This is a genomic window from Desulfotomaculum defluvii (assembly GCF_054657375.1).
Genome location: NZ_BAAHYV010000007.1, coordinates 834,129 through 847,630, shown reverse-complemented (window position 1 = coordinate 847,630; position 13,502 = coordinate 834,129). Strand labels below are relative to the sequence as shown.

The 13,502-nt window shown below is 38.2% G+C and carries 19 protein-coding genes and 1 riboswitch; of the genes, 10 read left to right on the top strand and 9 right to left on the bottom strand.

All coding sequences use genetic code 11. From position 1 onward, the window contains the following. Window positions 1–148: 148 nt before the first annotated feature. From ACYQ03_RS11275 to ACYQ03_RS11260, 4 genes are all read right to left on the bottom strand, one after another. Window positions 149–472, bottom strand: coding sequence for an AzlD domain-containing protein (locus ACYQ03_RS11275; RefSeq protein WP_459910038.1), 324 nt, complete (start codon window positions 470–472; stop codon window positions 149–151). Beyond that, window positions 459–1,151 (bottom strand): AzlC family ABC transporter permease, encoded by a 693-nt coding sequence (locus ACYQ03_RS11270; protein WP_459910037.1) that lies wholly within the window; start codon window positions 1,149–1,151, stop codon window positions 459–461. Before ACYQ03_RS11270 ends, ACYQ03_RS11275 begins: the two co-directional genes overlap by 14 nt. A 43-nt stretch (window positions 1,152–1,194) precedes the next feature. Then, window positions 1,195–1,614, bottom strand: coding sequence for an EamA family transporter (locus ACYQ03_RS11265; protein WP_459910036.1), 420 nt, complete (start codon window positions 1,612–1,614; stop codon window positions 1,195–1,197). 162 nt (window positions 1,615–1,776) lie between these two features. After that, window positions 1,777–2,274: a DoxX family protein gene (locus tag ACYQ03_RS11260; RefSeq protein WP_459910035.1), complete on the bottom strand. Its 498-nt coding sequence runs from the start codon at window positions 2,272–2,274 to the stop codon at window positions 1,777–1,779. A 205-nt stretch (window positions 2,275–2,479) separates the two neighbouring features. Between ACYQ03_RS11260 and ACYQ03_RS11255 the strand changes: the two genes are divergently transcribed. The 6 genes from ACYQ03_RS11255 (at window position 2,480) to ACYQ03_RS11230 (ending at window position 6,815) form a co-directional block, all read left to right on the top strand. After that, the gene (locus tag ACYQ03_RS11255) at window positions 2,480–3,247 is read left to right on the top strand and encodes a L,D-transpeptidase (protein ID WP_459910034.1); all 768 of its coding nucleotides are present in this window, start codon (window positions 2,480–2,482) and stop codon (window positions 3,245–3,247) included. 244 nt (window positions 3,248–3,491) lie between these two features. Next, window positions 3,492–3,704: a hypothetical protein gene (locus tag ACYQ03_RS11250; protein ID WP_459910033.1), complete on the top strand. Its 213-nt coding sequence runs from the start codon at window positions 3,492–3,494 to the stop codon at window positions 3,702–3,704. Window positions 3,705–3,891: 187 nt separating this feature from the next. Continuing rightward, window positions 3,892–4,248, top strand: a complete 357-nt coding sequence (locus tag ACYQ03_RS11245; protein ID WP_459910032.1) for a PadR family transcriptional regulator — start codon at window positions 3,892–3,894, stop codon at window positions 4,246–4,248. A gap of 20 nt (window positions 4,249–4,268) precedes the next feature. Further along, entirely contained in the window at window positions 4,269–5,093 is an 825-nt protein-coding gene (locus ACYQ03_RS11240) for an extracellular solute-binding protein (RefSeq protein ID WP_459910031.1), read from the top strand. Window positions 5,094–5,203: 110 nt separating this feature from the next. Then, window positions 5,204–5,325, top strand: a riboswitch (molybdenum cofactor riboswitch). A gap of 45 nt (window positions 5,326–5,370) precedes the next feature. After that, window positions 5,371–6,063, top strand: a complete 693-nt coding sequence (locus ACYQ03_RS11235; protein ID WP_459910030.1) for an ABC transporter permease — start codon at window positions 5,371–5,373, stop codon at window positions 6,061–6,063. A 5-nt stretch (window positions 6,064–6,068) separates the two neighbouring features. Continuing rightward, window positions 6,069–6,815, top strand: coding sequence for an ATP-binding cassette domain-containing protein (locus ACYQ03_RS11230; RefSeq protein ID WP_459910029.1), 747 nt, complete (start codon window positions 6,069–6,071; stop codon window positions 6,813–6,815). Window positions 6,816–6,871: 56 nt separating this feature from the next. On the opposite strand, the gene ACYQ03_RS11225 is transcribed toward ACYQ03_RS11230, so the two are convergent. The 3 genes from ACYQ03_RS11225 to ACYQ03_RS11215 all read right to left on the bottom strand — a co-directional run bounded on the left by ACYQ03_RS11225 (window position 6,872) and on the right by ACYQ03_RS11215 (window position 9,267). Further along, entirely contained in the window at window positions 6,872–7,309 is a 438-nt protein-coding gene (locus ACYQ03_RS11225; RefSeq protein WP_459910028.1) for a DUF2892 domain-containing protein, read from the bottom strand. Window positions 7,310–7,485: 176 nt separating this feature from the next. Next, window positions 7,486–7,977 carry a GNAT family N-acetyltransferase gene (locus ACYQ03_RS11220; protein ID WP_459910027.1) on the bottom strand — a complete coding sequence of 164 codons (492 nt, stop codon included), beginning with the start codon at window positions 7,975–7,977 and terminating at the stop codon, window positions 7,486–7,488. A gap of 105 nt (window positions 7,978–8,082) precedes the next feature. After that, the gene (locus ACYQ03_RS11215; RefSeq protein WP_459910026.1) at window positions 8,083–9,267 is read right to left on the bottom strand and encodes a tungsten cofactor oxidoreductase radical SAM maturase; all 1,185 of its coding nucleotides are present in this window, start codon (window positions 9,265–9,267) and stop codon (window positions 8,083–8,085) included. A 189-nt stretch (window positions 9,268–9,456) separates the two neighbouring features. On the opposite strand from ACYQ03_RS11215, the gene ACYQ03_RS11210 reads away from it, so the two are divergent. Then, window positions 9,457–9,936, top strand: a complete 480-nt coding sequence (locus ACYQ03_RS11210) for a 2-thiouracil desulfurase family protein (RefSeq protein WP_459910025.1) — start codon at window positions 9,457–9,459, stop codon at window positions 9,934–9,936. A gap of 161 nt (window positions 9,937–10,097) precedes the next feature. On the opposite strand, the gene ACYQ03_RS11205 is transcribed toward ACYQ03_RS11210, so the two are convergent. Beyond that, a complete protein-coding gene (locus ACYQ03_RS11205; RefSeq protein WP_459910024.1) occupies window positions 10,098–10,229 on the bottom strand; it encodes a hypothetical protein in 132 nt (43 codons plus the stop codon). A gap of 158 nt (window positions 10,230–10,387) precedes the next feature. Continuing rightward, window positions 10,388–10,519 carry a hypothetical protein gene (locus ACYQ03_RS11200; protein WP_459910023.1) on the bottom strand — a complete coding sequence of 44 codons (132 nt, stop codon included), beginning with the start codon at window positions 10,517–10,519 and terminating at the stop codon, window positions 10,388–10,390. A gap of 631 nt (window positions 10,520–11,150) precedes the next feature. Here ACYQ03_RS11200 and ACYQ03_RS11195 point away from each other — a divergent pair. The 3 genes from ACYQ03_RS11195 to ACYQ03_RS11185 all read left to right on the top strand — a co-directional run bounded on the left by ACYQ03_RS11195 (window position 11,151) and on the right by ACYQ03_RS11185 (window position 13,410). Continuing rightward, window positions 11,151–12,383: a (Fe-S)-binding protein gene (locus tag ACYQ03_RS11195; RefSeq protein WP_459910022.1), complete on the top strand. Its 1,233-nt coding sequence runs from the start codon at window positions 11,151–11,153 to the stop codon at window positions 12,381–12,383. Window positions 12,384–12,414: 31 nt separating this feature from the next. After that, window positions 12,415–12,810, top strand: coding sequence for an iron-sulfur cluster assembly scaffold protein (locus ACYQ03_RS11190; protein ID WP_459910021.1), 396 nt, complete (start codon window positions 12,415–12,417; stop codon window positions 12,808–12,810). 114 nt (window positions 12,811–12,924) lie between these two features. Then, a complete protein-coding gene (locus tag ACYQ03_RS11185; RefSeq protein ID WP_459910020.1) occupies window positions 12,925–13,410 on the top strand; it encodes an iron-sulfur cluster assembly scaffold protein in 486 nt (161 codons plus the stop codon). The last annotated feature ends 92 nt before the right edge of the window (window positions 13,411–13,502 follow it).

Below are 13,502 nucleotides of genomic sequence, written 5' to 3'. Positions count from 1 at the left end.
AGGCTTATAAGTATGTTGCTCAATAACAGTTTATGTTAATCTAGCCGACTCATTTATATAATATATAAAGTGCAAATAAAATAACCCCCTCTACAAATATCTAATGTAAAGGGGGAGCTATCTGTACTCCTGGGAGACAAAGAAAATTTCACACAAAATTATACAATAGAGCCATGGTTACAATGCCAACTAATAAACTATAGAAAAGGCTTTTGGTTTTCATGGCGATCAGCAGTGTGGGGATGAAGGCCCAGATATATAGGTTATGAATGCTGATATTAATAGCTCCCTCCGGTGCCAAGATACTTAGGGCGGTTAAACCGCCTAATACTGCGGGGGCGACATAAGATAACCACCGTTTTAGTGGTTCGGGAAAATTAAAGCGAGAAAACAAAGCAACCGGCAAAATACGTGGCAAGATAGACACCACTGAAGCGCCAATGATCATGATCCATATACTAGTCTCGCTCACTGATGAACACCCCCAAACTGGCCGCAATAACCGTCGCAATAATAATATTAAACATGTTTCCCATAGTAGCTGGCAGAAGATAGCCAATTAGTAAACATAACAACGCCGAGGCTAAGGCCACAATAACATCGGATTTACGGTTAACTATAAAGACTAATAAACAGATATACATCGCTGGCAGGGTAAAGTTCAGGCCCAAACGATCTGTATCACCAATAAAACTACCCAGTATGGCTCCCAATAATGTACTGGTGATCCAGCCAAGATGTGAGCATATATTAAGAGCGGCCATGTAGGAGGCAGTGGGCGGATGATCTTGATAGCGGTTCATTGCTACTGCATAAGTTTCATCAGTCAGTCCATAAGACAGCAAGGTACCAATGGGAGTAGGAACTTGTCCCTTTAAGTAGGGCACAAGGGATGTAGAAAATAATAAATACCGTAAATTCACTAAAGCATTGGCAACGATTATGGTGAATACTGCACCTCCCACTTGCATCACCCCAAGGGCGATATATTGACCGGCTCCTGTAAAACATAGAACCGACATCATTGTAGCCTGAATAATTGACATGCCAACTTGATTTGCCAATACCCCAAAGGCAACTCCCAAGGGTAAATAGCCCAAAATAATGGGGATTGAATCATGGATTCCTTGTTTCAATTCTTTATTCTGCATATTTATCTCCATTCAAAAATGCTTTTTTGTAGCAATAGTTTTCTTACTTATTAATAAGAATTAACCCAATAATACAAAAGAAGGTACCAATTATTTTATTAAGGCCAAATCCTTCCTTAAAAAGGAATACTCCTATTGGAATAAGCATAATGGCTAGAATAATATTTGCTACCAAGGAGCCTATGCCTATATTCCAACCAGCTCTATAGGCCATTAAATACCCAAGTTCCAAACCGACAATGGCAACACCAAGTGCTATGCTTGTCCAGTTTAACTCCGTAAGTGATTGAAAAAAACCTTGATTAGTTTTAGAAAATTTGAAGGCAAAAAACACCAGGGCTACCGCGGTCACATATGTAATAAGTAAGGCAGTAAAAGGATTGGCTTTCTGGGGTGTCATTTTTTGGCAAATATTATACAAAATATTAGATGCTACGATAAGCACGATAGAAAACACATACATTTTAAGGTTCGCTCCAAACTATCTTATAAATAAATAATACTCCCATTTTGACACATTATTAAGCTAATGTGAAGATGTTACCAAGTATTAATCATACAGAATAGCCAGTAATATAGGTACCTGTTGCAAAACTTACTCGTTTTGCAACAGCCTTATATAATATTAGGTTTCTTGGATAGGTCCCCTATATCTATCACGTCCGTGTCTAATAAAGTAATCTACTCCATACCGATATGCAGCAGGGCCAGCAATAAGAAGTATAATCGCCACTGTATATAGTACAGGGTTTGTACTGGCACTTCCCGCAAGCATGAAGTTAATATTCATAAAGGCTGAGAGAAGTAATGCAACCACAGTGACTGCCCCTAGGATCAAGGCAATTCCTACTAGTATTTCTCCAAAAACTATTAATTTAGCAAACCAGGTGTAAGCTCCAGCGTCCATTAAAGATTGAAGAAAACTTTTATACCAACCATATTTTACACCAGAGGTTGGCCCAATAGCTTTACCCCAGAAGCCTTTCAAAGCTGCTCCACCTTGCATCCAGGCAGGATCAGACACTTTATGAAGACCTGCCTGGAGCCACTGATAACCCAGCCATACCCTTAATACAGTCCATAGTGGGGCTAATTTTTCTTGACGCATAAAGTCTATAACCACATCGTCACCTCCTTTCTTTATATAAAAAATAATTAAGCATTTCTGTACAATTTTAGGGTTTCCATATGCGTTCAAACTGATATGTTGAAATGTTTTCTAAACTTATTGGTATTGTGAATCTAAACCAGATGATTCCTTCATTTCGTTACTATATCTCCTTCCTACGATGTGAACAATAAAATTACTGGCCAAAGGAGGGAAGAAAATGAAAAAGGTCTTACTTCTGGTTTCTCTTGTTATTGTATCAACTCTATATTTTGTTTCTGGATGTCAAAATGCTCCCTTTAAAAAACCTTTGCAAGAAAATCAAGTTATTTATCGTCATGATCAATATCTGGTTACAGCAAATGATAATCAAATAACAGTTACCGCTGGTTTATCTAATAAAGTCTTTACTACAAAAGACAACTCATTTTCAGGGACTTCCAGAATTAAAAACAAACAAAAAGAAGCCCTCCCATTGAAAGGGACCTATATTAAAGACGGTTTGCTGATAAAGGGTCAAAATAACAGTTATTTGTTAAGTCTAACCCCGGAAATAAAATTGTTGGCTTCTTATCCAAATCCCCGTACTAAAGACAAATTAATAATTATTAACAAACAAACAAATTCACTTTATTATTTTGATCAAGGTTCCCTGGTAAAAAAGTATCCTGTTGCCACAGGGAAAAAAGAGTATTATACACCGGAAGGTTCTTTTAAAATAGTAAACAAAATGCACATAAAAGAAGGGAATCATCCTGATGATCTTTATGGTCCCCGTTGGCTGGGACTGGCCGTGTCCGATGTAAAGGACAAGCGGGCAAATGATGATGAAAGGGCTCCTAGTGGTCATAAGTATGGCATACACGGTACCAATGAGCCTGATTCTATCGGTACTCATGCTTCAGGTGGGTGTATCAGATTAAGTAATCATGATATTTTGGAGCTGTACAAATTGGTGCCTGTGGGCACTAAGGTACTGATTGAGTAATAGAAGTAAATGGATGCTTCAAGAATATTACTAAGGAGACAGTCTATTAAAGGCTGTCTTCACGTGTGTTTTGTAAAACCAGGTTTTGATTATTCAACCAAAAGCAAGTATTTGCTAATTTCATATAATCAGAATCAATTTAAGATTAGAACTTACTTCAATAACATTGTTTAAATATAAGATATGTATTATATTTTAAGTGAATTGGTTCACATATTATTGAACAAACTTAGGAGTGAGAATTATGAAATTAACCAAACTAACTAACCAAGAGTTATTAGATTTACATGCAAAAGTAAAAAGAAACGTTGAGGTTCTTAAGTCAGTTTTAATCATAATTGATTTAGAACCTGTTAATAGGGTACAAAAACTTCTCGTTGATATTAATGAAGAAATTAACAAGAGGCACATAAAAACCAATAGAGCCAATTTAGGTCAAGCATTATTTCAGAACTAATATGAAACTATGTAGTGTATCTACTCATATCAGCCGCACAAAGTGCGGTTTTTTGTTTGCGTATCATAAAATATAAACATACTGACTGTAAGAAAAGGGAGCAAAAATAAAATTGAAAACAAAAATTCACTGTGCTATATTAATTTTAATTTTAAGTGCAATATGAATATAGTTGAGGTGTAAAGCTATGAGTCACTTACTAAAAGCCACTCTTTCCAGTGACCGGCTTATAGAAGCTCAGTTACTTTTACTTTTACAGTTGAAATCATCACATGGTTACGAACTTATACAGAGACTGAATGATGCAGATTTTACAATTGGAGAAGTTGATCCAGCCACAATCTATCGCCACTTACGACGTATGGATAAGGAGGAACTTGTAAATTCACGCTGGGAGACTGGTCCTTCAGGACCCGGCAGACGTCTCTATACCATTACAAAGAATGGAGAGGCATTGTTAAGTCAATGGGTAGTAAATATCCAAGAACAAAAGGAAAAACTTAGTAATTTTCTAAAAACATATGAACAACATATAAAATTGTAAGTAAATGGGGGTACCAGTAGATGTCTAATAAGGATTATTTCCTAAAAATACTGAATGCCGGGGCCTTACACAGGGTTATTGGCAATTGCATCAAGGCATTCTCTGTAGAAAATCCCAAAATAACATTAGAAATGAAAGGTATCGGTTCAAGGGAAGGTGCTAAAATGTTACTTGCCGGAGAGAAATGCGACATCATTGCACTTGCTGATCAGGCACTATTTGCAGAGTTGTTGGTACCTGATCTAGTAGAAAATTATTTTGTTTTTGCTACGGATCAAATTGTTATTGGTTATGATCATTTCTCAAAGGGCAGCAAAGAAATAACTTCAGAAAACTGGGCTGATATATTACTTCAACCAGAAGTGAGCTTTGCTCGTTCCGATCATAACCTTGACCCCTGTGGCTATAGAACATTGATGGTTTGGCAACTGGCTGAAAATCTCTACAACAGACCAGGACTTTCTAAAGAATTAGAGAATGCTTGCACCCACTACACTACTTACCCAAAATCACTGGATCTAGCCGGAGCTTTACTTGAAGGAAAGGTTGATTACGCTTTTTTATATTCTTCGGAAGCAAAACAACTGGGTTTTCCCTATATTACCTTACCTGCCAGGATTAATCTTTCTAACCCTGCCTATGCGGATTATTATGATCAAGCAGCGGTGTCTGTTGAAAGCAAAATACCCAGTAAGAATATTATTATCCACGGCAAACCAATAGAATTTGCCGTGGGCATTAGTAAAACCACCCAGCACCTTGACTTAGCAATGAAATTTGTAGACCTTCTAACTGGTCAGGAGGGTCATGCCATATTAGAGGAATGCGGCATGATTCCTTGCTAAATATCTTAGCGGTCTGATTTTATGTCTATTACCACTTGACTTAACCAATTATTCGTAATACTAATTAATTTGATATAAGCAGAAGGTTTTTAACTACATACCTAGAATATTGTCTATAAAGCCTCCGAGTGTGCCAACCTAAAGATATAATGTATCATGGTTAGCAGACCGATAGGGTTTACCTGGAAACGGGTGAGCCTCCCGTGTGGAAAGGAGAAACTCGCTAATTTTTCCGCACTTTTGTGCGGAATTTTTTAGTTTATTGAGGGGGAATTTAATGGACGTATTTGTGGAAGGCTTTCTAACTGCTCTTAAACTTTTGCTCTCTGGTGATAGAGAAGTATTAGAAATAGCATTCTTTACCCTTAGAGTATCAGGTACTGCCACATTAATCGCCGTATTAATCGGGGTGCCAGTAGGCTTTATACTTGCTCTTGCTTCTTTTCCCGGTAGAAACTTCTTTGTTAGTGTAGTAAACTTCGGCATGGGCTTGCCCCCTGTAGTAGTTGGACTTGTAGTATGGTTGATGTTTAGTCGCTATGGTCCTTTGGGCCTATTAGGTCTACTCTATACACCTACAGCAATGATTGTAGCCCAAGGAATTATCGCTTCTCCTATTGTAACAGGATTTACACTGGCAGCATTCCAGCAGCTTCACCCAAAGCTTAAACTACAAATATTATCCCTAGGTGCCTCAAAAATACAACTGTTATGGTTGATGGCAAGGGAAGCTCGTCTAGGACTATTGGCTGCAGTAATGGCTGGTTTCGGGGGTGCAGTATCGGAAATTGGCGCATCTACAATGGTTGGTGGCAACCTGGTTGGTTACACCAGAACCCTAACCACGGCCACAGTCTTAGAGGTTAATAAAGGCAACCAGGAGTTAGCAATGGCTTTAAGTTTGATACTCTTGATGATAGCATTTTTTGTAACTGCTGTTCTAACTGCAGCTCAGCAACGCGGGAGGTGATCATTGTGACAGTTTTAGCAGCAGAGGGTATTAAATTTAATCGAAATGGCAGAATTATTCTGGATGTGGATTATGTTGATCTGCAAGAAGGAGAAATAACAGCCTTAATCGGTTTAAACGGTGCAGGTAAAACCACTTTGATGCAAATTATGGCACTACTTCAAGCGCCAACAAATGGACAAATCTATTTCAAAGGTGAAATGGTTAATAAAAAGAATATCCGTGACTTTAGAAAAAGAATGGCTTACGTATTTCAACAACCGCTACTATTGGATATGTCTGTGAGAAAAAATATTGAAATAGGCTTAAAACTGCGCGGCCGTTTTACTAAACAGGAAATTTTTGATCGGGTCGAACTCTGGTTAAACAAACTTTCTATTGAACATCTAGCTGATGGGAAGGTAAAATTCCTCTCTGGCGGGGAGGCTCAGAGGGTAAGTGTTGCCAGAGCTCTGGCTTCAGAACCGGAGATACTGTTTTTGGATGAACCCTTTAGTGGTTTAGATAGCCCCACCAGGGGACAATTACTATTAGATCTGGCAGCTCTTTTAAAAGAGTTAAAAATCTCCACTTTATTTGTCACCCATGACTACCAAGAGATACCTTACCTTGCCGATAAGATTACTGTCATTCAAAGTGGTAAATTAGTGCAATCAGGTCCATTAGAAGAAATCTTTAATAATCCTAAAAATGAGTCCGTAGAGCAACTACTCCGGTGGTTACCGACGACCACAAAAAGACTACCTGCATAATACCTAAATAAAAGAACTCCGTTCAAACATGAACTGGAGTTCTTTTATTTAGGTGCTTATTCTGAATTAGAGCTTGCAGTATTATTTATTAGAGAACTATAGTCTCCCCTTAAAACTTTTAGAGCATTCTTCTCCCTGTTTATTTCCTTAGAGGACCTAATGCCGATATTTCTAATTACCGGCAGTGGCGGACACCAACCTTGTATAGCATGTTGAAGTAAAAAAGCAGAAGCGATGCCACCTAAAGCAAACCATTTCTTGTTTACTGTGTATCCCAAAAGTGTAGAAAGGAGAACTAAAGCACCGAAGTTTGTTTCTAATGTTCTTTCTGTATCCCATTCTTTATCTAACTCTTTTATCCTGTCACCTATTTCTTCCTGGCTCTTGTTCTTGTATTTATTAATCCTGTCCTTAATCTCTTGATCGTTTTTTTGATTAATGATCGCCTTGGTATTATTTATAACTCTATTCTGGGTAGCAGGAAGCTTCAACATAGCTTCACTTTCACCTCTTTTTACTTCGTATATAAGAATTTATAATATTAATTTCAGTTTGCCTATTTTAGTCGTTCATTATTCTAAGAAAATAATCACCCCATCTAAACTCTTTATAGATGAGGTGATTACCTGATACGAAACATAACATGTCGCACTTATTGTTTTTTAGTTTATTATACAACTCGAAGTCCTAGGATAACCAAATCCCTATCTATACCATCAAGAACAGCCACTTTGGGCAAAAAACCCCATCGTTCAAAATTGTGCTTACGAAACAAATGTAAACTGGGCTCATTGTGCCCAAAGATAAATGCTAATAGAGTAGTAATTCCAAATTGTGGTGATTCATAAATTGCCTTAGTTAGCAATTTATTACCTATGCCCTTGCCTCGGTACTCTTCAGCAATATAAATACTAACCTCAGTGGTAGCATTATAGGCAGGCCTGTTATAAAAAGATGACAAACTTAACCAACCCATGATCGTGCCGCCGTCTTCTGCGACCCAGATAGGACGATTATTAGGATCGTGTTCACGAAACCAGGCTAATCTGCTCTCAACTGTTACCGGTTCAGTGTCCGCTGTAACCATTCTAGAAGGAACAGTGGAATTGTAAATACCTATGATAGCTGGTAAATCGCTTTCTCTAGCAAGTCTTATATTCAAAAATTATTCCTCCATCATTTTTTACATACTAGATCATTTTAGTCGTGGTATACGGCGAGAAGCTTTGCCGTAACTACCTTATTAAGCATAAAGTTTCCTAAAAAACTAAGGGCAAGCAATCAGCCTTCGGGACCAAAGACAGTCAGCGCAGGAGGGAGAGTTGCCCCAGCAGTCCGCTTCGTTGGTGTCGGTGTAGGAGCAACCGTCCACATATTTACAATCTGTACAGGAGGGGATTTTAAAATCCTTAAGTTTGCTACGGAAATTGACATAAGACGGGTCAGTCCAGATATCACCTATGGTACTCTCATTTACGTTACCCAAATAGAAGGGAGACATTTCCTTTTTGCGACCATAAATATAACAATGGTAGGCGTGCATCAGTGCATAACAGGGGGCTACCTCTCCTCGATAGGTGATGGTGGCGGCCTTGTCCTCCACAAACTTGCACTGTCGATCAGTACGGATTTTCATATATGGCATCTTGGCATGCACCTTGACTAAAATGTTATCTCGACCATGATTAAGTTGAGAATCATCTAAATCGTAGAGAATTTCATCCTTCATTTCTTCATTATAAGGCAGTACATTGGTGACAATCACCTGGCGGGCTTTTAATTCCACCGATAAACGAATGAGTTTAGCTAGTTTATGAAAGTTCTTCTTCATAGCCACAAATTCAATGCCTAGCTCTGGTAGTTTGCTTTTTGCTAAATCCTTAGCAGCATTTAAGGCTTTGATATTATCTACTACCGGTGCAAAATCCGTCTGGCGTATTTGATTGTATTCTTCTTCATCAGGGCCGTCCAGGGAGATAAAAATTGCATCAAGGGAAAGACTAATTAGTTTTTTAATATTTTCTGGGGTTAGGAAGGAGCCATTGGTAATCATCTCGGCCCGCAGTCCTAATAGCTTAACAGCCCGTAACATATCGAAAAAGCGAGGATGACTCATTGGTTCTCCAAAACCGCCAAAATGCACGGTCTCTAGCTCTGGTAATTGACGCATTTGTTCTACTAACAGTTCAAATGTGGTCCACTCCATTTGGCCCATGTCATCCTGCCAGGAGTTGCGAATGCAGGTGGTACAGGAAAAGTTACAGAGGGTAGTTACCTCAATATATAGTTTTTTAATGTCTCGCCTTAGGGGAATAATCTGATAGCCTTCCTCGGTTGGGAGTAGCAGAGCTTCGGAAGCGCTTGGGTCTGTTTGGAATAGGTTGAAATCACTAAGTTTAATTTTCTTACCACCGGCCATGTTTTCCTTAGAATGGATGTTAAAATGCTTCATGACAGACCCTCCTTAGTAAGTTAAAGGGATAGAGTAACAAAGTTACGCATTTAAAATTTTAAATATGATTATAAATTATATTACTATGTATTGATACAATCAACTTGTTATCGTTATTAAATAGGAAAACAGAAAAATTATTCTCATTATATTAATGTGATACAATAGAAAAAGAACAGGAGGGAGAAAATGATATTAGTTAGCGCTTGTTTGGCGGGTATTCGATGTAAATATCACGGTGGAGATAATTTGATTCCTGAAATTTTAGCACTGGTGGAACAAGGAAAAGCCCTTACTGTTTGTCCTGAGGAACTAGGTGGCCTGTCAACGCCAAGAGAAGCAGTAGATATTGAAACCGGAGATGGTTTTCAAGTATTAGCCGGCAGTGCCCGCTGCCTATGTGAGGGTGGTCGGGAAGTCACCACAGAGTTTTTACAGGGGGCTTCAAAGGTATTGCAAATTGCACTAGAAAATAACATCAAGCTGGCTATTCTAAAAGAACGCAGCCCGTCCTGCGGTAGTTCCTGTATTTACAACCGAGTTCAAAATAACTCCAACGGGGTAGAGCGTACAATTGTCCAGGGTATGGGTGTTACATCAGCTTTATTATACCAAAATGGTATTAAGGTTATCTCAGAGGAACAATTTTTAAGAAATTATCACACATAGATAAGAACCAATAACTCAAAGTAATACTCTCCAAATTAGGATTCAACGTGTACTATATTTTAAACTCCGGTTTAAACAAGGAATTTACAACTTCATGACTACAAATAATAGCTAACCACAACAATGGTTAGCTATTATCATCTCGGGCTACGCGCCCATGATTATTCGCTTCTAGTACAAGGGCCTTGGGGTGTACCAAGTAGGAGTAGGATTAGGATCAGAAAAATTATGAATGCAGGATCATAATATCCTCCGCCTCCGCATCCCGTACCACCACCGAATAAATATCCCATGCAAAATCCTCCTTCGCCTTAATGTAGTACATAATATTAGAAAAACCTATGAATGTTACAATATGCAACAATAATCTTTGTAAAAAAATGTAGTGAATAACTAACCATTGATAAAATGGTTAGTTATCCATGGAGCGCTTTGGTTATGCTTAGCCCTATTATTTACCTGAGCCATAATAACCATAAGGAGTACCGAGCAGGAGTAGGATTAGGATTAGAAAGACAATGAATGCAGGATCATAATATCCTCCGCCTCCGAATCCTGTACCACCACCGAATGAATATCCCATGTGTAATCCTCCTTTGCTTTAGAATAATACATAATATGGCAAGAAACATTATAGTGTTACAGTATTAGATTCGAATTTAAGTAATTTTAGGAAGAATCGAATCACCCTTAACGATATAGTTATCAATGCGTTAATACGACTATACAGGATCACGCAATTTTCATTAGCTCCTCAATTATGCATCATTACCTCAAATGGCTTACCTAGTATAGTTATAAATATAATTTTAATTATTATTGACTATCACTAATAATAGGGTTAATATGGTTATTGACATATGTTAATAACATTTTGTGAAATTGATTGACTTTAAGATATTCCTACCTGCCGATATTAAGAAAGCAAACGTGCAACAATGAAATGTATTGGTGAAATAAATTAAGGGAGGAGGGGTTATGAAACAAAACTGGGGAATGTTCAATTTGCAAGAACAACCAATTGATTAAAGAATATAGTTCTTCATGATAACAAGAGACAAAAAAGAAATTGGGTGCTATTATTCACCCATCAGTATGGTTATTTTTAATATATTTATTGACGCAGATTTCAATACAATTCTATACTTGGATTATACATTCTTGAATTAACTTAGTTCAAAGAAAATATCGAAGGGAATTTGAGGTATTAAAGAATGGCAGAAATACTTTTGAGTGGAGCAGACTGGCAATTTAAAAATATTATTGTCGAAAAGATGTGTACAGAAAAGCAGAGGCTTGATTTTTATAACTGTCTTACCTGCGGTATGTGTAGCGCTGGTTGTCCGTATAACGGTATTCATGACAACTCAGATCCACGTAAAATCCTCCGTGAAATTGCTCTAGGATTAAAAGATGCTGCACTGAACAATAAGCTAATTTGGACTTGTACGATGTGTGGGCGTTGCACAATGGAGTGTCCAATGGGTGTCGATGTGGCAACGGTGATTCGTACCTTAAGAGGTAATTTCGGCTTGTTAGCACCTGGATTTTTACAAGATGTGGTTAATTCTCAGATTAACACTGGTAACCAAATGGAGGTAACAAAAGAGGAATATTTAGACACTCTAGAATGGATGGAAGAAGAACTACAGGCAGAAGTAGGAGATCCCCATGCAAAAATCCCAGTAGATAAAGAGGGAGCAGACTTTTTATTCCTATGGGATCCCAGGGAAATCAAATATTACCCTCAGGATGTTCAAAGCATCGCCAAAATTTTTTGGTATGTGGGGGCAAATTGGACCTGCAGCAGCCAATGGTGGGATGCTACACACTACGGTTTATTCAATGGTAACGATGAAGAATCCGCTATTTTAACAAAGCGAATAGGTGATGAAGTAAAGCGACTAAAAGTAAAAGAAGTTGTCGTAACAGAGTGCGGCCATGCCACTAGGGCTCAAAAATGGGGTCCAAAGGTATGGACAAAAGACCCATTTTATCCTGTCAAAAGCATTATTGAGAAATATAAAGAGTGGTTTGATGCAGATCTTTTACATGTAGACCCAACCATACATAGCGAGCCCATTACCCTACATGACCCTTGCAATATGGTCCGCAAAGAAAACTTAGGAGATACTTTGCGCTATGTACTCAAGAAAGTTGTTATGGAATTTAGAGAAATGACCCCCAATGGCAACTATAACTACTGTTGTGGTGGGGGTGGTGGACTATTAGCAATGGGTAAAGATTCCCAATCCTATCGCATGTCCAAGGGCAAATTAAAGGCCGACCAAATAGTGGACACTGGTTGTAAGCTCATAGCCTGCCCTTGCCACAACTGTTGGGATCAGCTTAATGATATCATCAAGTATTTTAAACTTGACGCTAGACTTACTCACTTGCACCATCTAATAAGTCAGGCGTTGATTATAGAAATGCGAAGTGCATAGATAAATATATTTAACTCAAGAGGTGACCGTCTTGAAGGAAGAACATGAAATTAACTTCTCGATTGATTATAGCGAAAAAACTATTGATCATATCTCTAATCCCAGGAATGTTGGAGTGGTAAATAATTATAATGGCCGTGGCAAAATAGGCGAAGAAGGCTGCGGAGATATTTGTGAGATTACTATTTTGGTTGAAGATGAATTAATAAAAGACATTAAATTTATAGTGGATGGATGTGCCGAAGCCGTGGCAACCTCCAGTGCACTTACTGAGTTAGTCAAAGGAAAATTATGTGAAGATGCCTTGAAGTTGACTGATGACGATGTTGTGGAATTTTTAGGCGGTCTACCCGAGAATAAAAAGCACTGTTCATTGTTAGGAGTGCGGGCACTAACTCAGGCCATATACGACTACTGGTTGAGTTGATTTGTTGGAGAAATTGACCATTGGAGCTTAATGTTATATTATGAAATAGATCTTACTTCAATTTTAGACTTGAAGTATCATGGGTAATTATATTTAACTTAAGAGGTGACCGACTTGAAGGAAGAACATGAAATTAACTTCTCGATTGATTATAGTCAAAAAGCTATTGATCATTTCTCTAATCCCCGGAATGTTGGAGTGGTAAATAATTATAATGGCCGTGGCAAAATAGGCGAAGAAGGCTGCGGAGATATTTGTGAGATTACTATTTTGGTTGAGGACGAGCTAATAAAAGATATCAAATTTAGAGTATATGGATGTGCCGGAGCCGTGGCAACCTCCAGTGCAGTTACGGAGTTAGCCAAAGGAAAACTATGTGAAGATGCCTTGAAGTTGACTGATGACGATGTTGTAGAATTCTTAGGTGGTCTACCCGAGAGTAAAAAGCACTGTTCATTGTTAGGAGTGCGGGCATTAACTCAGGCCATATACGACTACTGGTTATACAAGCAGTTGTTGGAAAATGAGCAGGTTCGCAATCGTGAAGAACACGAAAGAATAAGAGAAGACTTATTTCAACAGTTTGCTAACGAATTCTAAAAAATATAAAGCATATCTCCTGCCAGGTCGACTCAATCCAACAGTTAATACTAATAATTGCTGGCAGGTGGTAAATGACGGGAGTGTACAAG